This window comes from Curtobacterium sp. LFS079, assembly GCF_047977865.1.
Classification (GTDB): domain Bacteria; phylum Actinomycetota; class Actinomycetes; order Actinomycetales; family Micrococcaceae; genus Arthrobacter.
The window spans coordinates 406,004-428,598 of record NZ_JBFPFO010000003.1; the positions used below are offsets into that span (position 1 = coordinate 406,004).

Consider the following 22,595-nt stretch of genomic DNA (forward strand, 5'->3'; position numbering starts at 1 on the left):
ACAGACACTTTACAGTGATCTGTCAGCAAACCAGCTGCATCTGCCCTCCCGGTGAGGCGCGAACGTACAGTTGAGGCCCTGAAATCGGCGGATTCGGGGCGCTAAGTGTACGTTCGCGCTGCGAGGGGCCTTAGATCGCGCAGCCGTCCGGGCCGCACGCCTCGGCGTCGGAGCTGCCGACGGCGACCAGCGGGTTGGCTTCCTGCCACGCCTGGTTCAGGGCCTGGCTGAAGACTTCGGCCGGCTGGGCGCCGGAGAGGCCGTACTTCCGGTCGATCACGAAGAACGGCACGCCCGTCACACCGATGGCCCGGGCTTCTGCGATGTCGCGGCGTACGTCCTCGGCGTACTTGTCGCTGTCGAAGAGCCCGGCGATTTCATCCGCAGGCAGGCCCAGTTCCTGGCCGAGGCCGCTCAGGTACTCCTTGTTGCCGATGTCCTTGCCGTGCTCGAAGTGGTCGCTGAGCAGGCGTTCCTTGGCAGCGTCCTGCAGGCCGTGGGCGGCGGCGAGGTGGATGAGGCGGTGGGCGGTGAAGCTGTTGGCAACCACGACGGCGTCGAAACGGTAGTTCAGGCCCTCGCCCTTGGCCTGTTCCGCCACCTGCTCGAACATCCGGCTGACCTGCTCCGGAGCCATGCCCTTGCGCTCGCTGAGGTAGTCCAGTTCCGTGCCGTCGTAGTGCTCCGGAATGCCGGGGTCCAGCTGGTAGCTGCGCCACTGCACCTCCACGGAATCCCGGTGCGGGAACCCGGCCAGGGCGGACTCAAAGCGGCGCTTGCCGATGTAGCACCACGGGCACGCCACATCGGACCAGATCTCAATCTTCATGAAAGCGACAACCGCCCCGGCCGGCACGGCATTCCGTCCGGGCCAGTTGCTTTGCTCACACCGCCCTTTGCTCACACAGCGCGGTGTGTTGGCCAGCGCGGTGTGTTGGCAGCGGGACCGGGAGGGGATAGCGTCTCAGCCAAGGGACGCCCGCCCAATGAAGGAGGCCCGGCCATGACGATTGTCGACAACGCCGTCTACGTGGACGGCCGCCGGACGGCGGATCCGGAAGGACTCGAGGAGACGTACTTCCTGCTGCGCCAGCGCGAAGGCATGGCATGGATCGGCCTGTACCGGCCGGATGCCGAGGAACTCCGTTCGGTGGCCGGGGAATTCGGCCTCAGCGCGCTCGCCGTCGAGGACGCCCTCACCGGCCACCAGCGGGCGAAGCTGGACTACTACGGCGAGATCCTTTTCGTTGTCCTGCGGCCCGCCCGATACCTCGACGCCGAAGAGAAGGTGGACTTCGGCGAAATCCACATCTGCATTGGCCCGGACTTCTTGATCACGGTGCGCCACGCGGAATCGCCGGACCTCCACAAGGTGCGCCAGCGGATGGAATCCCAGCCGGAGTTCCTGGCGCTGGGGCCGGATGCGGTGCTTTACGCCATCCTGGACCAGGTGGTCGATGAATACGAACCGGTCGCGGCAGGGCTGGAAAACGACATCGATGAAATCGAGGACGGCTTGTTCGGCGGCGATCCCGAAGTGTCCCGGCGGATCTACGAGCTGTCCCGCCAGGTGATCATGTTCCAGCGCGCCACGGGGCCGCTCACCGGGATACTGCAGACCCTCGCCGCGGGCACCCCGGACCACTCGCTCGCGCCGGAGCTCGTGGATCCCCTCCGGGACGTCCTGGACCACGCCCTGCGCCTGGCCGAGCGGATCAACTCCTTCCGGGCCCTGCTGCAGAATGCCCTGATGGTCAGCGCCACCGTCGTGGCACAGAGGCAAAACGACGAGATGCGCCGCCTGACCGAATCCAGCTTCGCCCAGAACGAACAGGTCAAGCGCATCTCTTCCTGGGCGGCGATCCTCTTCGCGCCGACCCTGGTGGGCACTATCTATGGCATGAATTTCCGCGTCATGCCCGAACTCGACTGGTTCTTCGGATACCCCATGGCTTTGGGCCTCATGGTGGGGATGGGGATTGTCCTGTACTGGACGTTCAAACACAACAAGTGGATTTAGGGGCCCACAGCCTCGAGGTAGCGCCGGATGCCGTCAACCACCAGTTGGTGGTCCTCGTCGGAAGCGAGCCCGGACGCGGTGATCGCGCCAATCACGCCGGCACCGCGGACACGGAGGGGGAACGAACCGCCGGCCAGGGTGTAGTCCTCGGGTGCGAGCCAGCCGCCCTGGGTGGGGTCGTAGGCGCTGAACTGTTCCGTCAGGAATGCGGTGCTGTGTTCAAAGCGCAGCACCGAGGCGGCCTTCCGGCTGATCCACTTTTCCTGGTCGGCCGTGGCTCCAGGGAGAACGCAGCGGAAAAGCACGAGGTTGGGCCGGCGGATGTCGATCGCCACCCCAAACCCCGAAGACACCGCGTGGTCGGCGATGAGTGAGCCGAGCCGCCACGCGTCGTGGTTGTCGAAGCTTTCGAAGACCAGTTCCTCTTCCTCGGCCCGGAGTTCAACGAGGCGCGGCGAGTCGCTCACGCGCGGTCAGCCTCGTAAGAGAGCCCGATCTGGCGGCGGATCTCATCCATGGCGGCCATGATCGCGACCGTTTCCTCCGGCGGCAGGATGGTGCCCGCCGTTTCGCCGGCCGCAACCAGGCGTTCCAGCTCGGCTGCCTGGAACTGCATGCCGCGGCTGGCCACGGGCTGCTCGAAGCGCTCCACCACGGATCCGTCCACCGCATGGACAGTGAACGGCACGGGGTTGTACCAGGTGTGCTCGATGTCGATCCAGCCGTCCGTCCCGATCACCAGTGCCCGGTTGGCGCTTGCAGCGTCCAGTTCGCAGTCGACAATCGCCTGCGCGCCGCCGTCGTAATCGAAAATCGCCGCGGTCTGGCGGTCCACGCCGGTGGCGGTCATCGAGGCGGTTGCGGTGACGCGCGAGGGTGCGCCAAGGATGTCGATCGCGAAGGAGACGGGGTAGATGCCCAGGTCCAACAGCGCGCCGCCACCGAGTGCGGGGTCGTTCAGCCGGTGGGCAGGGTCCTTGGGGAGGCTCTGGTTGTGGCTGGCCACGACCTTGCGGACCTCGCCGATGGTCCCGGCCGCGATGATTTCGCGCAGCCGGACCATGTGCGGCAGGAAGCGGGTCCACATGGCTTCGAGCGCCACCAGTCCCCTGGACGCAGCCAGGTCGACGATCTCCTGGGCCTCACGGGCGTTCATCGTGAACGACTTTTCCACGAGCACGTGCTTGCCCGCATTCACCGCCAGCAAGGCATTCGAGTGGTGCATCGGGTGCGGCGTGGCGACGTAGATGACGTCGACATCCGGGTCCGCGGCCAGTTCCTCGTAGCTGCCATGCGCGGTGGGAATGCCGTGCTGTTCGGCGAACCCCTTGCTGGATTCCAGGGACCGGGAGCCCACGGCCTGCACGGTGAAGCCGTTGTCTTTCAGGTCCTGTGTCTGCAGCCCGGCGATGAAGCCGGTGCCGAGGATGCCCCAGCGGATTGTTCCGCCGGAGGTGCCGTTGTTGAGGGTCACGTTCTTAGTCCTTTGAAGGGTCAGTGAGCGGGTACGCGACGAAGGCAATCCGCATGGAATCCGGAGCCCAGCTGTTGACGTTGAGGGTACCTTGGCCACCGAACAGCGGCCAGATGTGCAACGGAGTGGTCCAATCACCCGTAGCGACGAGTACGACGGCGACCGGCAAGTCCGCGGGGTGGCCTTCGGTTCCGCGCGGGAACCGGATGTAGGAGGCGTACCGGGCATCGTGGGAAAGGTGCGGGAACCAGTCCACGGTCTCTGACTCCAGCAGCTGCTCGAAGCCCGTCCCGTCAACGCGGATCCGGGCCAGTTGGGCATGTCCTTTGGCCGTGCTGAAGGATTCCGTGTTCAGGTACAACCATTTCCCGTCGGGGGAATACTCCGGCCCGTCGCAATGGCCGGCTCCGACATCAACGCGGGCGGCAGCTCCGCCGTCGGACGCCAGGGTCATCAGCCGGCCGGGCTGCGTGAAGTCCCCGCCCTCGATCCCCACGTACGCGAGTTCCTTGCCGTCCGGGCTGACGCCGTGGAGGAAGTGGAAGGAGCCGTCGTCCGCGGTGATGCGCTGCGCGCTGCCGCCTGCGAGCGGGGCACGGTAGATATGGCCGTCGTTCGCGGAGAGGAAGATGTTCTGGCCGTCGGGTGCCAGGACGTGGTCGTTGTTCAGGTCCGGGATGCCGGTGAGCGGGATTTCAGTGAGCTCCCGCGTGGAAACGTCCAGCCACCACAGCTTCCCGTCCCCGTTGAGCACCAGCGCCGAACCGTCCAGGGTCCAGTTAGGTGCCTCAAGCAGGATGTCGCCGGTGCTGTAGAGCAGCTCGGCTTCACCGTCGACCCGCGCGATCCACACCTCGCTGTGCTGTCCGGACTGCAGGGTTCGGTTCATTCCGTGTCCTTCTCGATGTTCCTGATGCGGATGTTCCGCCACCGGCATTGCGCACCCTTGCCCCAACGGGCCTCGCCGAACATCGAGTCGTTGTCGTGCACTTCGAGCGCGATGTGTCCGCGCTCGCCGAGCACGCCCAGGACTGCTGCGGGATCATAATTCGGCGAATCCAGGGTGGCGGTGTCCAGTTCCCCGATCTTCAGGCCGTTGACCCACGTGGTGATGACCGGCAGGGCGCCCACGCAACGGATCCACAGCTCGTTCCATTCGTCCCAGCGCCACACCTTGAGGAAATCGTCGACGTCGGCCGCGTAGCGCAGACGGGAACGCTTCTCTTCCGTGACGGGTTCCACGGAGGTGGCCGGGTTGTCGGCGACCAGCCCGACCGGCCGGCTGTCGGCGTCGAGCTCGACGTCAACGGCGAAAGGTACCGCGGAGAAACTGGCCAGGCCGTTGCCGAAGAAGCCGCCGATGCCGCCGGAAGGACGGTGGTCCACCAGGACCTGGAAACCCTCCCAACTGTCCGGCCGCCGACGCAACATCACGCCGGTGTCCGCCGGCCAGTCCGGGCGCATCTCCAACACGAGTTCGAAGTCGCCGAAGGCCTGCTCGCTCACGAGGTAGCCGCCGTAGCCGCTGCCGGGAGCATCCTGTTCGCCGATGAGGACGCCGTCCTCCACGAACCAGCGGGCAGGGTGCTTTTCAGGTTCGACCGGAGGAGTCAGGCCCAGGGCTTCGAAGCGCTCCAGGAGTGCCGGGCCGCCGGGGTACTCCGTGCCATAAACACGGGGCACGGAGTACCAGCCGGCCAAGGTGGTGCCGTCGAACAGCGGGACGAAACCGTCGCCGCCGTCGGGCGTTTCTGCCTCAGCCACACGCTAGTCCTTGCTGCTGAACGCGGCGTCGAAGGACGTTTGTGAGGCGGGGAAGTCGAACCTCTTCAGCGCGGCGAGGGCTTCGGGGGCGCCGTGCAGTCGGTCCATGCCGGCGTCCTCCCATTCGATCGAGATCGGCCCGTCGTAGCCGATCGCGGTGAGTGCGCGGAAGGATGCTTCCCAGGGCACGTCGCCGCGTCCTGCGGAGACGAAGTCCCAGCCGCGGCGCGGGTCGCCCCAGGCCAGGTGCGAGCCCATCACGGTGTTGCGGCCGGTGGGGCGCAGCTTGGTGTCCTTGCAGTCCACGTGGTAGATGCGGTCCTTGAAGTCCCAGATGAAGGACACGGGATCGATGCCCTGCCACATCATGTGGGAGGGGTCCCAGTTCAGGCCGAACGCCTCGCGGTGGCCGATCGCTTCCAGGGTGCGCACGGTGGTCCAGTAGTCGTAGGCGATCTCGGAAGGGTGGACTTCGTGGGCGAAGCGGATCCCGTTCTCGTCGAAGACGTCGAGTATGGGGTTCCAGCGGTCGGCGAAGTCCTGGTAGCCCGCGTCGATCACCTTTTCGGGGACGGGCGGGAACATGGCCACGTACTGCCAGATCGAGGAGCCGGTGAAGCCGACGACGGTGTCCACGCCGAGTGCCTTGGCGAGGCGGGCGGTGTGCTTGAGTTCCTCGGCGGCGCGCTGGCGCACGCCCTCAGGGTCGCCGTCGCCCCAGACCTTGGACCCGACGATCGCCTGGTGGCGGAAGTCGATGGGGTCATCGCAGACGGCTTGGCCCTTGAGGTGGTTGGAGATGGCCCAGACCTTGAGGTTGTACTTGTCCAGCAGCTCCAGCTTGGACTCGACGTAGCCGGGTTCGTCCCAGCGCCAGGCGTCCAGGTGGTCTCCGGAGACGGCGATTTCCAGGCCGTCGTAACCCCAGCCCGAGGCGAGCTTGGCGACTTCCTCGAGGGGGAGGTCGGCCCACTGGCCGGTGAACAGGGTGTACGGGCGGGGCATGTCAGACTCCTTCGGTAGCGTTTGCGGAAAGTTGGATCAGGGAGCTTTTTGCGGCCGCGGACTCTTCCACGGCGGCGAGGACGCGCTGGATCTGCAGGCCGTCGTCGAACGAGGGCGAGGGCGCCTCCCCTGAAGCGATGGCGGCGAGGAAGTCGCGGATCTGGTGGGTGAAGGTGTGTTCCCAGCCGATGATGTGGCCCTGCGGCCACCAGGCTTCGAGGTAGGGGTGTTCGGGCTCGTTGACCAGGATCCGCCGGAAACCCTGTTCCCGGACCGGCGCGGTGGCGTCGAGGAATCCGAGCTCGTTCAGGGCTTCCAGGTCGAACAACAAGGTGCCCTTGTCCCCGTAGATTTCGAGTTTGAGGGAGTTCTTCCGCCCGGTGGCCACGCGGGAGACCTCCACCGAGGCGATTGCTCCGGAGGCGAGCGTCAGCGTGGCCCAGGCGGCGTCGTCGACCGTGACGTCTTCCGGACCGTCAGGGCCGGGGCGGCTGTCCACGAAGGTGTGCAGCCGCCCGGTGACTTCGGTGACGGAATCGCCCAGGAGGAAGACGATCTGGTCGATCGCGTGGGAGGCGATGTCGCCGAGGGCCCCGGAGCCTGCAGTTTCCTTGCGCAGGCGCCAGGTCATGGGGGATTCGGCGTCACTGAGCCAGTCCTGCAGGTAGGCCGCCCGGATGTGGCGGACGGTGCCGAGGCGGCCTTCGGCGATCAGTTCCCGGGCGAGGGCGAGGGCGGGGACGCGGCGGTAGTTGAAGCCGATCATGGACTGCACGCCCCGGGCACGGGCCTTGGCTGCTGCGGCGGTCATGAGTTCGGCTTCGGCGAGCGTGTTCGCGAGCGGCTTTTCCACCAGGACGTGCTTGCCGGCCGCCAGCGCCGCGATGGCGATTTCGGCGTGCATCCAGCCCGGGGCGCAGATGTCGATGATGTCGATGTCGTCCCGGTCAATGACGGAACGCCAGTCGGTGGCTGATTCGGCCCAGCCGTACTTGGCGGCGGCCTCGGCAACCTGGGTGGCGTCCCGGCCCACGAGCACTTTCTGCTCGAAGGCCGGGACGTCGAAGAAACTGGCCACATTCCGCCACGCATTCGAGTGGGCCTTACCCATGAAGGCGTATCCGATGGCGGCTACGCCCAGGGGGCGTTGCCGGGTACCCGGGCTCTGGTCAGTGTGGGCGGGCGTGGTCATGTGTTGTTCTCTTTCTCTCGCCTGGAGGCTGCTAGAGGGTTGCGGTTTCGGGCGCCCAGTCCTCGGGGACGGCGGCCGAAACGGGTGCGTTGCTGGTGACGTCCACGAACGAGCCCGACTCCACGGACTCGGAGATCGAGACCATGGTGTCCAGCACGTGGTAGGCAAGATCGCCGGTGGCGCGGTGGGCGGTGCCGGCGCGCAGTGCACGGGCCATGTCCAGCACGCCCATGCCGCGGCCGTGGGCCGGACCGGTGGCGGGGATGATCTCCGGTTCTTCCGCGCCGGGGCGCCAGAGCTTGAGGTCGCCGTCGAAGTAGTTCGGATCCGGCAGCGACAGCGTGGCCTCGGTGCCGGTGATCTCCACGAAGCCCATGCGCAAGCGCGGGGACTCGAAGGAGAACACGCTGTGCGAAGACTGCCCGCCTTCGAACTGCGCCATCGCGGACACGTGCGTGGGGACCTCGACGGCGAATTCCTCCCCGGCCTTGGGGCCGGAACCGATGACGCGGGTGGCTTTGGCGGCGGAGCCGACGGCGGCCACCTTGCGGACCGAGCCGAAAGTCTGGACCAGAGCCGTGAGGTAGTACGGGCCCATGTCGAACAGGGGGCCCGCACCGTGCTGGAACAGGAAGGCCGGGTTCGGGTGCCAGGCCTCCGGGCCGGGGGTCTGGAACGTGGTCATGCCCGTCAAAGGCGTGCCGATGTCCCCACGTTCGATGATCCGCCGGGCGGTCTGCAGGCCCGCACCGAGGAACGTGTCCGGCGCCGTGCCGAGGCGGATGCCCGCGGCGTCGGCTGCCTTGAGCAGGCCAAGCCCGGATTCGCGGTCCAGGGAGAACGGCTTCTCCGTCCACACGTGCTTGCCCGCGTTGACCGCGGCCGTGGCGACCTCGACGTGCGCGGCCGGAATGGTGAGGTTCACGATGATTTCGACGTCGGGATGGTTCAGTGCCAGCTCCGGCGCACCGAACTCGGCGATGCCGTATTCCTTGGCCCGCGCCTCGGCGGCCTCGACGAACAGGTCCGCGATCACGTGGACTTTCAGGTCCGGGAACGTGGTGAGGTTGTCCAGGTACTGCTTGCTGATGTTGCCCGCGCCGATGACTGCAACGCCAACCGGGCCCTTTTTGGTGGAAGGTGCGAAGCTCATGCCTGTGCTCCTTCGGGTGCAGCTGCGCCTGCGCCGGCGGCGTTCAGGTAGTTCAGGCTTTCGGTGATGCCTTCGAAGATATCGCCGGAGTAGTCGTCGAACTCGACCACGCCAACTTCGAGGGACTTGGCTGCGCCTATGACGTCCAGCACCGGGATGGTGCCCTGGCCGGCCGGCTGCTGGGCCTTGGTGTCGGTGGTGGCGGGGCCGTCCTTGATGTGGATGAGCTTCACGCGGTCACCCAGGCGGGCCAGCAGTTCAACGGGGTCCTGGCCGCCCACGGCTGCCCAGTACGTGTCCACCTCGAGGACCAGCTCCGGGTCCAGGAGGGATTCGAAGTATTCCAGGGCGGTCTGCCCCTCGATGGTGGATTCCAGTTCCCAAGCGTGGTTATGGTAGCCGACGCGGATGCCGTATTCGGCGCCCTTCTTCGCTGCCGCGTTGAGCTTGGCTGCGGTGCTTTGGATGTCCTCGGCGGACTGCCAGTGCTCGGCGGGAAGGTAGGGGTCGATCACCGTGCTGATGCCCAGTTCCTTGGCCGCGGCGAAGATCTCATCCTGGTCAGCCGAGAGCAGGGGTGCGTGGCCGGACGGTGCCGTGAGGCCGTTCTCCTTCAGGGCGGCGCCCAACTCGGCGGCGGTGGCCACGAAGTTGTACGGCTCAACCTGCGTAAAGCCGATCTCTGCAACCTTCTTGATGGTTCCAGGCAGGTCTTCCTGGATGGCGTTGCGGAGGGTATACAGCTGGAGTGAGTACGACATTGGATTCCTTTGCGGGAGTGTTTTTGTTGAGTTGGAAGGTCGGGTCAGGCTAGCGGCCGGCGAGGGATCCGCCAATGCCGCCGACGCTGAAGTACTTGTTCAGGGTGGCGAAGACGATGATCGGCGGGAGCATCATGACGACCGCGAGGGCCATCACGCCGGACCAGTCGGTGAGGTTCTGCTGGAAGAAGGACTGCACGCCGACGGGGAGGGTGAAGATCTCGTTGGAGCGCAGGAACACGATCGCGACGAGGTAGTCGTTCCAGGCCAGGAGGAAGGCGAAGATCGCGGTGGAGAGCACGCCCGGCAGGGAGTTGCGCAGCACGACCTTCATGAAGGAACCGAAGACGGAGCAGCCGTCGATCCAAGAGGCTTCCTCGAGGCTGATCGGGATGGAGTCGAAGTAGGCGGCCATCATCCAGGTGGCCACGGTCATGGTGGAGCCGACGTAGATGATGGTCAAGCCCAGGAGGTTGTCCACGAGTCCCATCCCGGCGAACAGGATGAACAGCGGCACCACGGAGGTGATGATGGGCAGGGACTGCATGACGAACAGCAGCAGCGAATAGCCCGAGACGGCTTTGGAGCGGCCGCGGGAGAGGACGTACCCGGCGGGGGCGGCGACGGCGACCGAAACCACCACGGTGGAGAGGGTGGTGATGAGGCTGTTGGTCAGCCAGGTCCCGGCGAGGGTCTTGGAGAAGACACCGGTGATGTTTTCGAAGGTCAGGCCGGTGGCCGTGCTGCCCGGGCCGGGGGTCAGGGACAAGACCACGACCACCATGATCGGGACGAGGACGATGGCGGTGATGGCCAGAATCAGCGTGAAGCGCCACCAGCGTCCGCGCATGCCGGCCTCGGAGAGGACACGGCGGGCCTTTTGCGGGCCGGCGACGCCCAGGGACGGGCCGGTTTCGGGGTGGGCGTGAAGGACTGCGCTCATTATTCGACGCTCGACTTTCGGATCTGGCGGTACAGGAAGACCGACACGATGACGAGGGTGAGGGTCATGAGGAAGGCGATCGCGACGCCGGTTCCGGTCTGGAAGTCCTGGAAGACGCTGCGGTATGCCAGGACCACCAGGGAGGTGGTGGCGTCAACAGGTCCGCCGCCGGTGAGCAGGTAGATGGTGGGGAAGTCGTTGACGCAGAAGATCGTCATCAGGATCCAGCTGATGTAGGTGGAGCGGGCGATCATCGGCAGGGTGATCTGGGTGAATTGCTGCCATTTGCTGGCCCCGTCCATGCTGGCGGCTTCGTAGACGGTGGTGTCCACGGAGGCCAGGGCGGCGGAGATCATCATCATCATGAAGGGGAAGGACACCCAGACTTTGAAGATCATGACCATGACCGCGGCAAGGTGCGGGTCGGCCAGGAACAACGGGGTGCCCAGGCCCAGGTTGCGGAAGATCGAGGGGATGAGGCTGTCCGGGGTGGCGACGAGCCAGTTCCACGCGGTGGAGGACACCACGATCGGGACGACCCAGGGCAGCAGGAGCAGGACCTTGAAGGTTCCGCCGGCGGGGATTTTGGTGCGCAGCAGCAAGGCCAGGCCGAGGCCGACGAGCCAGGAGCCGAAGACACCGACGATGGTGAACCAGAGGGTGAACTGGGCTGCTTTCCAGAAGGCCGGGGCGGTCAGGACGGTAGCGAAGTTGTCGAAGCCGACAAAGTTGCCGGTATCGATCAGGGAGCCGTCGTGGGTTGCCTGGACGCCGGCGTAGATCAGCGGGTAACCGTTGATCAGGATCAGCAGGACGATCGAGGGCAGCAGGAGCCAGAAGAACGTCCGCCGGGTCTGCCCCGACAGTTTGCTCTTTCGGTTCAGGGTCCCGCCCCCGGACCCGCCGGGAGCAAGTCCCCGGCGGGCCCGGGCCAGGCCCGATTGTGCGGTGGTTGATGACATGGGAGGAACCGCTTTACTTCTTGATGACGGACTGGAGGCCGGTCTGGAAGGCCGTGAGAGCCGACTTGGCGTCGGTCTTGCCGGTGAGGATCGTCTGGGTGAACTGGTTCAGGGCCTGGCCGCCGTCGAGCACTGCCATGTTCGCGTTCAAGGCTGCCCCTTGGGCTGCGAAGGTCTTGGCGATCGGCTGGTATTCCTTGACGATCTTGACGTTGTTGGGATCGCTGGTGAACTCGGGGAGTTCAGTGATGGACTTGAACACCGGCAGCGCGTTCATGAGCTTCTGCTGCCACAGGGACTTCAGCTGGCCCATGTAGTAGACCAGGAACGCTTCGGACGCTTCCTGGGAGGGGGTGTTCTTGTACATCATGATGTTGTTCGGGAACGCCAGTGCCGCCTTGTCGCCGTGCGGCCCCGCCAGCGGGCTTGCCACGAGGAGGTCGCCGGAGGTGTCGCCGACGCGCTGCGGAAGACCGGTGACGTACATGCCGAAACCTGCCTTGCCGCCCTTCTTCCACTGCGCATCGAGGTTGTCCGTGGTGTAGCTGACAGCGGCGGGGTCGACGACCCCGTTGGAGACGAGCTCAAGCATGAATTCGGTGGCCTCGACGTTGCGGTCGTTCATGACGTCCAGTTGGCCGTCCTTGGTCCACACACCGCCGCCGTTGTTGATCATCATCATGATCATCAAGTGGTTGCCGATGAAGTTGCCCGCACCGGAACCCGTTGCGAAGCCGACCGCGCCGATGCTCTTGAGCTTTTTGCCGGCCTCGAGCAGGGACGGCCAGTCGGTGGGAACCTCGGCGCCAGCCTTGTCGAAGAGGGACTTGCGGTACCAGAGGGGGCGCATGTCCAGCTGCCACGGAACGGCCACATAGCCCTTGTCCGACTTGAACGGGTCAAGGACGCCCGGAAGGAAGTCGTCGAATTGGCCGTTCTTCTTCAACGCGTCGATGACCTTGTCCGCGTAGGCGATTTGGCCCTGCTGCTCAAACTGGAATGCCTGGAAGCCGCCACCGGTGGATACGGCAGGACCGGTCTTGGACGCGATGGCTGAGGAGAAGGTCTGGTAGAAGTTGTTCCACTGGATGATCTGGTAGCTGGCCTTGCTGCTGGACCCGGAGAAACCCTCGGTGATCTTCTTTGCGGCATCGTTGTAGGCCGGAGTACCCCACGGCATGTCCCAGAACTTGATGGTGCCGCCCGCGCCACCTCCGCCCTGCGACGCCGAGCCGCCACCGCACGCGGCGAGGAGCGGAACTGAGGCGGCAGCGGCGGTCAGTCCGAGGAAGCCGCGGCGGGAAAATGCCTTGTTGGCTGCGGGCTGAACATTCATGATGATTCCTTTCGGGACCGCCACTTACCTTGTGGCCGGTCCAGCTCAACGTTGAGAAGGGCAAATGCTGTGAATGGGTACTGCGGGTGGTGCCTGGGAGTAGCGAACTAGGAGAGGGCGGACAGGGATTCCGTCAGCGCCGCGAAGCGGTGCAGGTCGGAGGGTGCGGTGCCGGCGTCGAGGTGTCCCTTGAGCCGGCGCCACGTGGCACGGTGGGCGGATTCGTAAAGCGTCGGCAGGAGGACTTCACCCTGCGGGCCGGTGACCTTGACCGTTGCCGGCCAGGCTGCCACGGGTTCCGGAAGCGCGACCCTGACACCGCCGTCGTCGGTCAACAGGCTGATGTCGACGCCGGCGGGACGGGCGCCGCTCAGGATGCCCTGCAGGGCAACCGGTGCACCGTTCGCGAGCCGGGCGGTCACGGTGTAGCCGTGTGTCCCGGTGGTGACGACGCGGAGGTTCTCGAGGCGGCCGGTCAACCGCAGGACGGCGGCAAGGTGGTCAGCGAGCAAGGCACCGGAGTCGCTGCCCGCCGGGGCCGTGGCCACGGAGTCGAGGACTGCGGCGCGTCCGGCCATCGCGCGGACGGCGTCCTCGGCCCTTGCAACAGCGGGGTTTGCGGCCCAGCGCTGGTCGAGGACGACGGCGGCGCCGCTGGCTTCCGCTGCACTCCGGAGTTCCTCGACGCTTTCCGCGGCCGGGTTCACCACGACGATGCCGCGGGCGCCGGCGTCGATCGCGGCGATGGCTTCCCGGGGCCATCCCGGCTGTCCCGCGATGACGCGCACGACAGCGGCAGAGGCGGACCCTGCAGGGCCGAACGACGCGGGAAGGGACGAGGCGGCCAAGGCAACAGCCCCGGCTTCCCGGGCCTCCGGGGTCGCGTGGACCGTGTACTTCGGGCTCATGCGTGGGCTCCTTCGCGGACGGCCCGTTGGGCTTTGTGGTCCGCGTCCACGCGGGCCGCGGTGGCTTCGGCGATGTCCAGGGCGAACGTGAGGTCGTCAATCAGGGTTTGCGCGGAGGGCGGCTGCTTGGTTCCCGCCGCGAGAGCGGCCAGTTCGCGCCACTCGCCTTCATAGCCGTTGTGGTCGAAGGGACCGTGCACGGCGGTTTCTCCGGTGCGGCTGAACGTAGCAACCGCGGACCCGGCCTGCACGTAGGAAGGGGTGAAGTCGACGCGCACCGAGGCGTCGTCGGAGAACGCCTCGAAGCTCCATTCGGGCTTCCAGGTGTTGTTCATGGCCGCACGCAGCTCGATGGTCCGGGTAGGCGTGCGGAGGGAAATGATGTAGCCGAAGGGACGGACAATACGGGCTTCGAGGACTTCCACCTCTGCAAAATCCGGGGCGAAGCGGCGGACCAGCGGCAGGTCGTGGATGGCCAGGCCCATGATGCCGCCGCGCAGCATGCCCTTGATCACTTCGACGTCCGTGTAGTCCGGGGTGCCGGAGGCCGGCCGGGTGATGATCTCGGTGGCGAAGTCCTCAAAGCGCGCGTTGGGCGGAAGGACGATCGAGGAGCGGATGGTGTGGGCGGTTTCGGGCAGTTCGCCCCAGTTGGCAACGGCAGCCAACCAGCCGGGATCGAAGGTGTGCATGGCGCCGACGATGATCGGCACGCCGGTTTCCTGGCTGACCGCCGAGATCCGGGCGGCTTCTTCGGCGTTCCAGGCGAACGGCTTTTCGCAGAGCACGGCCTTCTTGCCGGCGCGGCACGCGGCGATCACCTGTTCTGCGTGGAATTGGTGCGGGCTGCAGATGGCGACGACGTCAACCTCGGGGTCGCCAAGAAGGGCTTCGATGCTGGTGCTGTGTGTAGCGCCGACCCGGGCGGCCACGGATTCCGCCACCGCGGGGTCGACGTCCATGATGTGGCGGACGGTCAGGAGATCGCCGAGGCGGGCGAGGGACGGCAGATGGATTGCCTGGGTGACGGGGCCGGCGCCGAGGATGCCGACTCCGAGGGTCGGGGCGGCGTCTGTGTGGCTGGACAAGTTCAGTTACCTCTTCGTAAGCAGAATCAGGAACAGGAGATCGACGCCGGCGATATCTGGCATCGGTTGTCGTGATGTGTTGCTGATCACAACCTATGAGGACTTTTGCCGAGCGTCAAGCAAAAGTTGAGAAAACTTCGACAAACTTCTGATGCGTGACACGCATAACCATCCGTGCTATCACTTGAGGCATGACATCAGCCCCCGGAAATGACGTCGGCAAAGACGGCTCTGCGCAGGACGCCGGCAGTCTTTCGCGTGCTGGTGATCTATTCCAGCTTCTCCGCGACGGACGGGCCCGGACGCGCGCGGAACTTGCACTGACTACCGGTCTGGCCCGCTCCACCGTCGCCTCGCGCATCGACGCCCTCATCAGCTCTGGACTGGTTGGTCCCGCCGGCGAGGCAAGCTCCAGCGGCGGCAGGCCGCCGTCGCGCTTTGCCTTCAACCCCGCAGCGCGAGTGGTCCTGGCAGTCGACGTCGGAGCCACCCACGTGATTGTCGCCGTCACGGACCTCGGCGGAAAGATCCTCGCCGAACGCCGCCTGAAACAGGAAGTAGCGGAGGGGCCGGAACTCGTCCTGGGCCGCGTCATTGCCGCGGGCAAGGAACTGCTGGCGGAAGCAGGCCGCGACGTGGGCGACCTCGCCGGCATGGGCATCGGCCTGCCCGGCCCCGTGGAACACGACACCGGCAGGCCGGTGAAGCCGCCCATCATGCCGGGTTGGGACGGGTTCGACGTCGTCCCTTACGTCCAGCGTTCATTGCCCGTTCCGGTGCTGGTGGACAACGACGTCAACATCATGGCCTTGGGCGAACGCACCGCCTACTGGCCTGAACACGAGAACTTCCTGTTCATCAAGGTGGCCACCGGCATCGGCGCAGGCATCATCAGCAGCGGCCAACTGCAGCGCGGAGCCAACGGGACGGCCGGCGACCTCGGCCACGTCCGCGTGCCCCGCGGCGACGACGTCCTCTGCCGTTGCGGCAATCACGGGTGCCTCGAAGCCCTCGCCTCCGGTCCCGCCGTGGCGCGTCAACTGCAGGCGCAGGGGCTGGAAGCCTCGTCCGGCGCGGACGTGCTGCGCCTGGTGGGCGAAGGGAATCTCCAAGCGATCCAGGCGCTGCGCCAGGCCGGACGCGACATCGGCGATGTCCTGGCCACCGTGGTCAACCTGCTCAACCCGTCCATGATCGTGATCGGCGGCAGCGTGGGGGAGGCCGGGGAACACCTCGTTGCCGGCATCCGCGAAGTGGTCTACCGGCGCTCCCTACCGCTGGCAACGTCCCACCTGCGCATTGGCATTTCCATGGCCGGTGACAGGGCCGCCATCCTGGGGGCGAGCCAGATGGTCACGCAGCATGTCTTGTCCCCGGCCGTGATCGAAGCCACGCTCCAAGCAACCGGCTGATCGTGCCTTATGGCTCGTCGCGGGGTGGGGGCGTGATAGCAATGAAAGTGATGACTCCATTTCCCAGCTCCGCCGTGGCGAACCCTGCCCGCCCGGCCGCGTCATGATGGCCCGCCTGCTTTCCCGTGTTCCCCGCAGCTGGGTGGTCCTGGCGTCCATCGCCTTGATCTCGCTGTGCATGCGCGGCCCGATCGTTTCCGTGGCCCCGGTGCTTGCCACCATGCAGGCCGAACTAGGCTTCCCGCCGGTGGTGCTTGGCCTGCTGACCAGCATCCCGGTGCTGTGTTTCTCGCTCGCTTCGCCGGCTGCCGCCGTCGCCGGACGCAGGTTCGGCGCGGAGTTCGCCGTCACACTCACCCTGCTGGGTGTGCTGGCAGGGGTGGTGCTGCGCTCGGCCGGACCGCCCGCCGTCGTGCTTCTGGGGACGGTGCTGATCGGCCTGGCGATCACGGTGGGGAACATCTGCATCCCGCTGATCATCCGGCGCGACGTCTCGCCCCGGCGGCAGGGCACCGCGATGGGACTCTATTCCGCGTTCCTTAACGTGGGCGCATTCCTGACCTCCGTGGTCACTGCGCCGCTTGCGGAGCTGGTGGGCTGGCGGCTGGCACTGGCCGCCGTCGGGATCCTCGCTTTGGCGGCGACGGCTGCATGGGCCCTGGCGTTCGGACCGCGGCGCGCGTTCGTCCCGGTCCCGCTGCCGGCGGCTCCCGCGGCCTCCGCTGCGCCGGTGAGCGGCGTCTTCTGGATCACGGCCGGGCTCACCGCCGGCTTCGCCGGCCAGGCCTTCTCCTACTACGGCGTCACCACCTGGCTGCCGAGCTTCCTCGGCGATACCCTCGGCATGACGGCCACCCAGGCAGGCGCGGGCGCCTCGATCTTCCAGGTCCTGGCGATCGTCGGATCGCTGGGGGTGCCGCTGCTTGCCAAATACTGGAGCCCGACGGCGGTGGCGCTCACCGTGAGTGCCCTGTGGGCGACGATTCCCGTGGGCCTGTTGCTGGCGCCGTCGTTGTGGTGGCTGTGGTGCGTCGGCGCCGGGATCGCCCAGGGCGGCGGCTTCACGATCATCTTCAGCGCGCTCATCAGGGTGGCGCCGGACATGGCGACCGCGGGCAGGATGTCCGCCCTGGTGCAAGGTGTCGGCTACCTCTTCGCGGCCTTGGCGCCGAGTGCCATCGGCTTCGTGCACGAACGGGCCGGCAACTGGACCCCGCCCCTGCTGGTGATTCTCGGCTCGGTGCTGGCGTTCAGCATCTGCACCACGCTCTCGGTGCGCCAGGCCGGAAAGCGCCGCTGAGCCTCACACCCTTTAACGAGGAGCGCGAACGTACAGTTGAGGCCCCAAAACCCGCGGATTCGGGGCCTCAACTGTACGTTCGCGCCGGGTTAAGGGGTGGGTCCGCCGCCGGGCTGCCTCCCCGGCCTTCGGGGTCACTTGTTGCGAAGAGTGCAGGCAGCCCGGCAAACGGAAACCGGTTGGGTCAGGCGGCGACCAGTTCTTCCTCGCTGGCTGCTTCCTTGGCTTCGGTGAGGAAGCGGGCGTACGCCGGGATGGTCAGGAAGGTGGGGAAGTCCTCGGCGAGGGTGACCTCTTCGAAGATGCTGCGGGCATCGGTGAAGCGGTCGTCGTCGAAGCGTTCCAGCCGGGCGAACTCCTCATCCAGCAGTTCCTCCACCCATTCGCGGGTGATGATGTCGCCGTGGTCGGTGATCGCGTGGGAGTGGATCCACTGCCACAGCTGGGAGCGGGAGATCTCGGCCGTGGCGGCGTCCTCCATCAGGTTGTGGATGGCCACGGCGCCGTTGCCGCGCAGCCACGATTCGATGTATCGGATCCCCACCTCGATGTTGATGCGGATGCCCTGCTCGGTGATGTTTCCCTCGGTGGTGGAAATGTCGATCAGCGCGCGGTCGTCGGGTGTGACATCCTCGCGTGAGCGGTCCAGCTGGTTCGCCCTGCCGCCGAGCACCGAATCGAACACCTCGCGGCAGACCGGTACCAGGTCCGGGTGGGCAACCCAGGAACCGTCGAAACCGTCGTTGGCCTCGCGGGTCTTGTCCGCGCGGACCTTCTCGAAGGACGCCGCGTTGGCGGCCTCGTCCTTGCGGTTGGGAACGGCGGCGGCCATGCCGCCGATCGCCATGGCGCCGCGGCGGTGGCAGGCCCGCACCAGCTGCTCGGTGTAGGAGCGCATGAAGGGCTGGGTCATGCTGACCTGGCCGCGGTCCGGGAGCACGAAGCGCGGGCCGCGGGTCCTGAAGTTCTTGATCAGGGAGAAGATGTAGTCCCAACGGCCGGCGTTAAGGCCTGCGGCGTGGTCGCGCAGCTCGAACAGGATTTCCTCCATTTCGAACGCGGCCGTGATGGTCTCGATCAGCACCGTGGCGCGGATGGTGCCCTGCGGGATGCCGAGCAGGTCCTGGGCGATGACGAAGATGTCGTTCCACAGCCGGGCCTCGAGGTGGTTCTCGATCTTCGGCAGGTAGAAGTACGGTCCGCGGCCCTGGGCCAGCAGGCGGCGGGCGTTGTGGAAGAAGAACAGCCCGAAGTCCACGATGCCGCCGGCGATCGGCATGCCGTCGATCAGCATGTGTTTCTCCGGCAGGTGCCAGCCGCGCGGCCGGACCACGATGGTGGGCAGTTCCTGGTCATCGCGCAGCCGGTACTCCTTGCTGTTATGGCCGTCGGTCAAGGTGAAGTCGATCCGGCGCTCCAGGGCATCCGTCAGGTTGAGCTGGCCCTGGATGACGTTGCGCCAGGTGGGGGTGGAGGAGTCTTCCATGTCCGCCAGCCACACCTTGGCACCCGAGTTCAGCGCGTTGATGGTCATCTTGCGGTCCACCGGGCCGGTGATTTCCACCCGCCGGTCCTCCAGGCCCGGGGCCGGGGGAGCGACGCGCCAATTCGGGTCGTTGCGGACGCCCTCGGTTTCCGGGAGGAACCGCGGATCCTGGCCCGAGGCAATCTGTGCCCGGCGCGCGTGGCGGGCCTGCATGAGCTCCCGGCGCCGCTCCGACGTCGCCCGGTGCAGCTTCGCGACGAAATCCAGGGCGTCCGGAGTCAGCACCTCGGCCTGCCGGCAGATCGGCTGCGCGGTCAGGGTGATGCCGTTGATGGTGAAGCTGTCGGTGAAGCTGTTCATGTCAATCTCTCCTATGAGAAGCAAATGTTCGACGGCGGGCGGTTGGCTAGGGTGCCGGGCTTGCGTTTCCGGCGGTGCAGGTGGCTGGCTTGGGTGCCGGGAAAAGCGATCCTCCGCGTGCTATTCCCCATCCCCGCCCTGAGGCCTCGCTGAGCTCGGCCGAGGACGGGGACAGGGCCCCTTTTACGCACGCTTCCGGATCACTTCTCCCGGCTGCCGGAAAGGCGCCTTCCGGACAAGGCCGGAGAGGCCGGTATTGCGGCAGCCTGCGTAAAAGGGGCCCTGCGTCCCGGTCCGTCCTCGCTCAGCGAGGTCGACAACCGGGACGTGGGGAATAGCAGGCAGAGCAATGCCGGTCCGTAGGCCGGAGGCGAGCACCGCACCCGCCGTCGGGAAAGTGGTTAGTGGAACTGGCCCTCTTCGGTCGATCCGACCAGGGCGAGGGTGGACGCGTTCGGGTTGAGCGCGGTGGCGATGTCGTCGAAGTAGCCGGTGCCGACTTCGCGTTGGTGCTTGGTTGCGGTGTAGCCGCGGGACTCGGAGGCGAATTCCTTTTCCTGGAGCTCGACGTAGGCGCTCATGCCTTCGCGGGCGTAGCCGTGGGCGAGGTCGAACATCGAGTAGTTCAGGGCGTGGAAACCGGCCAGGGTGATGAACTGGAAGGTGAAGCCCATGGCGCCGAGTTCGCGCTGGAACTTGGCGGTGGTGGCGTCGTCCAGGTGCTTGCGCCAGTTGAACGACGGCGAGCAATTGTAGGAGAGCATCTGGTCCGGGAACTCGGCCTTGACGGCTTCGGCGAACTTGCGGGCCAGCTCCAGGTCCGGGGTGCCGGTCTCCATCCAGATGAGGTCGGAGTAGGGAGCGTAGGCCTTGGCGCGGGCGATGCAGGGTTCGATGCCGTTGCGGACCTTGTAGAAGCCCTCGGCGGTGCGGACCGGCTGTCCCCCTTCACGGAGGATGAACTCGCGGTCGCGTTCGTCGACGTCGGAGGTGATCAGGGTTGCTGCCTCGGCGTCGGTGCGGGCGATGACGACCGTCGGGGTGCCGGCGACGTCGGCAGCCAGGCGGGCCGCGTTCAGCGTCCGGATGTGCTGCTGGGTGGGAATGAGGACCTTGCCGCCCAGGTGGCCGCACTTCTTCTCGGAGGCCAGCTGGTCTTCCCAGTGAACGCCCGAGGCGCCGGCGGTGATCATGGACTTCATGAGTTCGTAGGCGTTGAGCGGGCCGCCGAAGCCGGCCTCGGCGTCGGCGACGATCGGGACCAGCCAGTCCTCAACGGTCTTGATGCCCTCGGCGTATTCGATCTGGTCGGCGCGCAGCAGGGCGTTGTTGATGCGGCGGACCACCTGGGGAACCGAGTTCGCCGGGTACAGCGACTGGTCAGGGTAGGTGTGGCCGGAGAGGTTCGCGTCGGCCGCCACCTGCCAGCCGGAAAGATAGATGGCGCGCAGGCCGGCCTTGACCTGCTGCACGGCCTGGTTGCCGGTCAGGGCGCCGAGGGCGTTGGTGTAACCGCCGGCGGGGGCCTCCTCGGTGAGCTGCTTCCACAGCTTCTCCGAACCGCGGCGGGCCAGGGTGTGCTCTTCGGAGACCCGGCCGCGGAGGCGGACGACGTCGGAGGCCGAGTAATCACGGGTGACGCCTTCCCAACGCGGGTTGGCAGACCATTCAAGTTCCAGCGCTGCGGCCTGCTCGCTTGCGGTCTGCTCTGCTGGTTCAAACGATGCGGTCATTGCATGTCTCCTTGGTGGTGCCGGGGCGGCCTCCACAGCGTCGTTGCTGCTTCGGCCGGCTTGCCCGGGATCTGTATTCCTTTTCGTGAGAACTACTTTTCTGCACTTTCAAAGAGCCCGCTAGGGGGAAACTCTGGAAAGAAATGCAGTTCTTCGCGTATTCTCAAGAAATGTCGCCTGTGAGCTGGAATCGCGAAGTCGCGTCACCGCCGTCGTCCGTTGCGTCCCCCGAACTGGACGTCATCAGCCTTGGCCGCCGCGTGCGGCATCTGCGCAAGCAGGCCGGCCTGACGCTCGATGACTTGAGTGCCGCCGTCGGGACCGCACCCAGCCAGCTGAGCCTGATCGAGAACGGCAAGCGCGAACCAAAACTGGGGCTGCTGCAGCAGCTCGCCGCCTCCCTCAACGTGAGCATCGACCAACTCCTCGGGGCCGAGCCGCCCAGCCGCCGGGCGGCCTTGGAAATCGAGCTGGAGCGCTACCAGCGCGGGCCGCTCTACGAGTCCCTGAATCTGCCGAAAATCCGCATCAGTTCGCGGCTACCGCTGGATGTCCTGGAGGCGCAGGTGGGGCTGCTGCAGGAGCTCGAGCGCAAGATGAACGAGCAGGTGGCGACGCCGGAAGAAGCCCGCCGCGCGAACGGCGAGTTGCGGGCCATGATGCGCGAGCGCGGCAACTACTTCCCTGAGTACGAGGCCGAGGCGCAGAAGGTCCTCCGGCAGGTGGGATACAGCGGCGGGCCGCTGAGCCAGCACGTCATCGCGGACATCGCGGAGAAGCTCGGATTCACCCTCCACCACGTGGGCGATCTGCCGCATTCCACGCGCTCCGTGACGGATTTGAAGAACCGCAGAATTTACCTGACGCAGAACCAGCGCCAGGATCACGACCCGCGTTCGGTGCTGCTGCAGGCCCTGGGCCACTACGTGCTGGGCCACGAAACCCCGCGCAACTACGGCGATTTCCTGGCGCAGCGGGTGGCCACCAACTATTTCGCGGCCGCCCTGCTCCTGCCGGAACAGGCCACCGTGGAATTTCTGCAAAAAGCCAAAGCGGCCAAGGAAATCGCCGTGGAGGACATCCGTGATGCTTTCGCGGTGTCCTATGAAACTGCGGCGCACCGTTTCACGAACCTGGCCACGCGGCACCTGGGCATCACTACGCATTTCCAGAAGACCCACCAGAGCGGCATCATCTACAAGGCCTACGAGAACGACGGCGTGACCTTCCCGCAGGACCACACCGGCGCCATCGAGGGCCAGCCTTCCTGCAAGGCGTGGACCTCTCGCGCGGTGTTCGACGTTCCGGACAAGTTCAGCGCCTACTCCCAGTACACCGACACGCCGTCCGGCACGTACTGGTGCACCGCGCGCACTGAGCGGTCGGCGTCGGGCGAATTCTCGCTTTCGATCGGCGTCCCGTACCAGCACGTGAAATGGTTCCGGGGGAGGGAGACGACGGCGCGCGCCACCTCGACCTGCCCGGACCCGGCCTGCTGCAAGCGGCCGCCTTTGGCGTTGGCGAACGAGTGGGCCGGCAACGCCTGGCCGTCGGCCCGCGCGCACTCGCACCTGCTCGCCGCGATGCCGCCCGGCGCCTTCCCGGGCGTAGACGAAACCGAGGTGTACGCCTTCCTGCAAGCGCACTCGGGAGGCTGAACCCCGCCCCGATCAGCTGACGCCAACGCCGAACCCGGCC

General features: G+C 66.4%; 20 protein-coding genes. 4 read left to right on the forward strand and 16 right to left on the reverse strand.

All coding sequences use genetic code 11. The features are described from left to right. Nucleotides 1-130 precede the first annotated feature (130 nt). Nucleotides 131-829, reverse strand: a complete 699-nt coding sequence (locus ACNQPB_RS07830; RefSeq protein ID WP_498750551.1) for a DsbA family oxidoreductase — start codon at nucleotides 827-829, stop codon at nucleotides 131-133. 174 nt (nucleotides 830-1,003) lie between these two features. Here ACNQPB_RS07830 and ACNQPB_RS07835 point away from each other — a divergent pair, with 174 nt between their 5' ends. Continuing rightward, a complete protein-coding gene (locus ACNQPB_RS07835) occupies nucleotides 1,004-2,020 on the forward strand; it encodes a magnesium and cobalt transport protein CorA (protein ID WP_498750553.1) in 1,017 nt (338 codons plus the stop codon). On the opposite strand, the gene ACNQPB_RS07840 is transcribed toward ACNQPB_RS07835, so the two are convergent. The 13 genes from ACNQPB_RS07840 to ACNQPB_RS07900 form a co-directional block, all read right to left on the reverse strand. After that, nucleotides 2,017-2,487 carry a heme-degrading domain-containing protein gene (locus ACNQPB_RS07840; protein WP_498750555.1) on the reverse strand — a complete coding sequence of 157 codons (471 nt, stop codon included), beginning with the start codon at nucleotides 2,485-2,487 and terminating at the stop codon, nucleotides 2,017-2,019. The two genes, ACNQPB_RS07835 and ACNQPB_RS07840, sit on opposite strands and share 4 nt — an antisense overlap. Further along, nucleotides 2,484-3,494, reverse strand: coding sequence for a Gfo/Idh/MocA family protein (locus ACNQPB_RS07845; RefSeq protein WP_498750557.1), 1,011 nt, complete (start codon nucleotides 3,492-3,494; stop codon nucleotides 2,484-2,486). Before ACNQPB_RS07845 ends, ACNQPB_RS07840 begins: the two co-directional genes overlap by 4 nt. 4 nt (nucleotides 3,495-3,498) lie before the next feature. Further along, complete coding sequence (locus ACNQPB_RS07850; RefSeq protein ID WP_498750559.1) at nucleotides 3,499-4,383, reverse strand: TolB family protein; 885 nt, start codon at nucleotides 4,381-4,383, stop codon at nucleotides 3,499-3,501. Beyond that, nucleotides 4,380-5,258, reverse strand: coding sequence for a 3-keto-disaccharide hydrolase (locus ACNQPB_RS07855; RefSeq protein ID WP_498750561.1), 879 nt, complete (start codon nucleotides 5,256-5,258; stop codon nucleotides 4,380-4,382). Before ACNQPB_RS07855 ends, ACNQPB_RS07850 begins: the two co-directional genes overlap by 4 nt. Before the next feature lie 3 nt (nucleotides 5,259-5,261). Beyond that, complete coding sequence (locus ACNQPB_RS07860; RefSeq protein ID WP_498750563.1) at nucleotides 5,262-6,263, reverse strand: sugar phosphate isomerase/epimerase family protein; 1,002 nt, start codon at nucleotides 6,261-6,263, stop codon at nucleotides 5,262-5,264. Nucleotide 6,264: 1 nt separating this feature from the next. Then, nucleotides 6,265-7,455 (reverse strand): Gfo/Idh/MocA family protein, encoded by a 1,191-nt coding sequence (locus ACNQPB_RS07865; RefSeq protein ID WP_498750564.1) that lies wholly within the window; start codon nucleotides 7,453-7,455, stop codon nucleotides 6,265-6,267. 31 nt (nucleotides 7,456-7,486) lie between these two features. Then, nucleotides 7,487-8,608, reverse strand: a complete 1,122-nt coding sequence (locus ACNQPB_RS07870) for a Gfo/Idh/MocA family protein (protein WP_498750566.1) — start codon at nucleotides 8,606-8,608, stop codon at nucleotides 7,487-7,489. Continuing rightward, nucleotides 8,605-9,369 carry a sugar phosphate isomerase/epimerase family protein gene (locus tag ACNQPB_RS07875; protein WP_498750568.1) on the reverse strand — a complete coding sequence of 255 codons (765 nt, stop codon included), beginning with the start codon at nucleotides 9,367-9,369 and terminating at the stop codon, nucleotides 8,605-8,607. The genes ACNQPB_RS07870 and ACNQPB_RS07875 overlap by 4 nt, the downstream gene beginning before the upstream one ends. Before the next feature lie 49 nt (nucleotides 9,370-9,418). Further along, on the reverse strand, nucleotides 9,419-10,312 hold the full coding sequence (locus tag ACNQPB_RS07880) for a carbohydrate ABC transporter permease (protein ID WP_498750569.1): 894 nt from the start codon (nucleotides 10,310-10,312) through the stop codon (nucleotides 9,419-9,421). After that, the gene (locus ACNQPB_RS07885; protein ID WP_498750571.1) at nucleotides 10,312-11,274 is read right to left on the reverse strand and encodes a carbohydrate ABC transporter permease; all 963 of its coding nucleotides are present in this window, start codon (nucleotides 11,272-11,274) and stop codon (nucleotides 10,312-10,314) included. The genes ACNQPB_RS07880 and ACNQPB_RS07885 overlap by 1 nt, the downstream gene beginning before the upstream one ends. 13 nt (nucleotides 11,275-11,287) lie before the next feature. Then, nucleotides 11,288-12,610, reverse strand: a complete 1,323-nt coding sequence (locus ACNQPB_RS07890) for an ABC transporter substrate-binding protein (RefSeq protein WP_498750572.1) — start codon at nucleotides 12,608-12,610, stop codon at nucleotides 11,288-11,290. A 107-nt stretch (nucleotides 12,611-12,717) separates the two neighbouring features. Next, nucleotides 12,718-13,518 carry a hypothetical protein gene (locus tag ACNQPB_RS07895; protein WP_498750574.1) on the reverse strand — a complete coding sequence of 267 codons (801 nt, stop codon included), beginning with the start codon at nucleotides 13,516-13,518 and terminating at the stop codon, nucleotides 12,718-12,720. Then, nucleotides 13,515-14,606: a Gfo/Idh/MocA family oxidoreductase gene (locus ACNQPB_RS07900; RefSeq protein ID WP_498750575.1), complete on the reverse strand. Its 1,092-nt coding sequence runs from the start codon at nucleotides 14,604-14,606 to the stop codon at nucleotides 13,515-13,517. Before ACNQPB_RS07900 ends, ACNQPB_RS07895 begins: the two co-directional genes overlap by 4 nt. A gap of 191 nt (nucleotides 14,607-14,797) precedes the next feature. On the opposite strand from ACNQPB_RS07900, the gene ACNQPB_RS07905 reads away from it, so the two are divergent. Together ACNQPB_RS07905 and ACNQPB_RS07910 are read left to right on the forward strand one after the other, a co-directional pair. Next, entirely contained in the window at nucleotides 14,798-16,018 is a 1,221-nt protein-coding gene (locus ACNQPB_RS07905) for an ROK family transcriptional regulator (RefSeq protein WP_498750577.1), read from the forward strand. 103 nt (nucleotides 16,019-16,121) lie between these two features. Further along, nucleotides 16,122-17,318, forward strand: coding sequence for an MFS transporter (locus tag ACNQPB_RS07910; RefSeq protein WP_498750578.1), 1,197 nt, complete (start codon nucleotides 16,122-16,124; stop codon nucleotides 17,316-17,318). Between the two features lie 184 nt (nucleotides 17,319-17,502). On the opposite strand, the gene aceB is transcribed toward ACNQPB_RS07910, so the two are convergent. Together aceB and aceA are read right to left on the reverse strand one after the other, a co-directional pair. Continuing rightward, the gene (gene aceB / locus ACNQPB_RS07915; protein WP_498750580.1) at nucleotides 17,503-19,164 is read right to left on the reverse strand and encodes a malate synthase A; all 1,662 of its coding nucleotides are present in this window, start codon (nucleotides 19,162-19,164) and stop codon (nucleotides 17,503-17,505) included. A 401-nt stretch (nucleotides 19,165-19,565) separates the two neighbouring features. Beyond that, the gene (gene aceA / locus ACNQPB_RS07920) at nucleotides 19,566-20,897 is read right to left on the reverse strand and encodes an isocitrate lyase (RefSeq protein WP_498750581.1); all 1,332 of its coding nucleotides are present in this window, start codon (nucleotides 20,895-20,897) and stop codon (nucleotides 19,566-19,568) included. 143 nt (nucleotides 20,898-21,040) lie between these two features. Between aceA and ACNQPB_RS07925 the strand changes: the two genes are divergently transcribed. Next, nucleotides 21,041-22,555 carry a helix-turn-helix domain-containing protein gene (locus tag ACNQPB_RS07925; RefSeq protein ID WP_498750582.1) on the forward strand — a complete coding sequence of 505 codons (1,515 nt, stop codon included), beginning with the start codon at nucleotides 21,041-21,043 and terminating at the stop codon, nucleotides 22,553-22,555. Nucleotides 22,556-22,595 lie beyond the last annotated feature (40 nt).

Bases quoted from the DNA above. Each gene is read 5' to 3' on its own strand.
- ACNQPB_RS07925 (WP_498750582.1), top strand. From the start codon at position 21,041: ATGCAGTTCTTCGCGTATTCTCAAGAAATGTCGCCTGTGAGCTGGAAT.
- ACNQPB_RS07860 (WP_498750563.1), bottom strand. From the start codon at position 6,263: ATGCCCCGCCCGTACACCCTGTTCACCGGCCAGTGGGCCGACCTCCCC.
- ACNQPB_RS07890 (WP_498750572.1), bottom strand. From the start codon at position 12,610: ATGAATGTTCAGCCCGCAGCCAACAAGGCATTTTCCCGCCGCGGCTTC.
- aceB (WP_498750580.1), bottom strand. From the start codon at position 19,164: ATGAACAGCTTCACCGACAGCTTCACCATCAACGGCATCACCCTGACC.
- ACNQPB_RS07885 (WP_498750571.1), bottom strand. From the start codon at position 11,274: ATGTCATCAACCACCGCACAATCGGGCCTGGCCCGGGCCCGCCGGGGA.
- ACNQPB_RS07895 (WP_498750574.1), bottom strand. From the start codon at position 13,518: ATGAGCCCGAAGTACACGGTCCACGCGACCCCGGAGGCCCGGGAAGCC.
- ACNQPB_RS07850 (WP_498750559.1), bottom strand. From the start codon at position 4,383: ATGAACCGAACCCTGCAGTCCGGACAGCACAGCGAGGTGTGGATCGCG.
- ACNQPB_RS07865 (WP_498750564.1), bottom strand. From the start codon at position 7,455: ATGACCACGCCCGCCCACACTGACCAGAGCCCGGGTACCCGGCAACGC.
- ACNQPB_RS07880 (WP_498750569.1), bottom strand. From the start codon at position 10,312: ATGAGCGCAGTCCTTCACGCCCACCCCGAAACCGGCCCGTCCCTGGGC.
- ACNQPB_RS07905 (WP_498750577.1), top strand. From the start codon at position 14,798: ATGACATCAGCCCCCGGAAATGACGTCGGCAAAGACGGCTCTGCGCAG.
- ACNQPB_RS07910 (WP_498750578.1), top strand. From the start codon at position 16,122: ATGATGGCCCGCCTGCTTTCCCGTGTTCCCCGCAGCTGGGTGGTCCTG.
- ACNQPB_RS07875 (WP_498750568.1), bottom strand. From the start codon at position 9,369: ATGTCGTACTCACTCCAGCTGTATACCCTCCGCAACGCCATCCAGGAA.
- ACNQPB_RS07870 (WP_498750566.1), bottom strand. From the start codon at position 8,608: ATGAGCTTCGCACCTTCCACCAAAAAGGGCCCGGTTGGCGTTGCAGTC.
- ACNQPB_RS07835 (WP_498750553.1), top strand. From the start codon at position 1,004: ATGACGATTGTCGACAACGCCGTCTACGTGGACGGCCGCCGGACGGCG.
- aceA (WP_498750581.1), bottom strand. From the start codon at position 20,897: ATGACCGCATCGTTTGAACCAGCAGAGCAGACCGCAAGCGAGCAGGCC.
- ACNQPB_RS07830 (WP_498750551.1), bottom strand. From the start codon at position 829: ATGAAGATTGAGATCTGGTCCGATGTGGCGTGCCCGTGGTGCTACATC.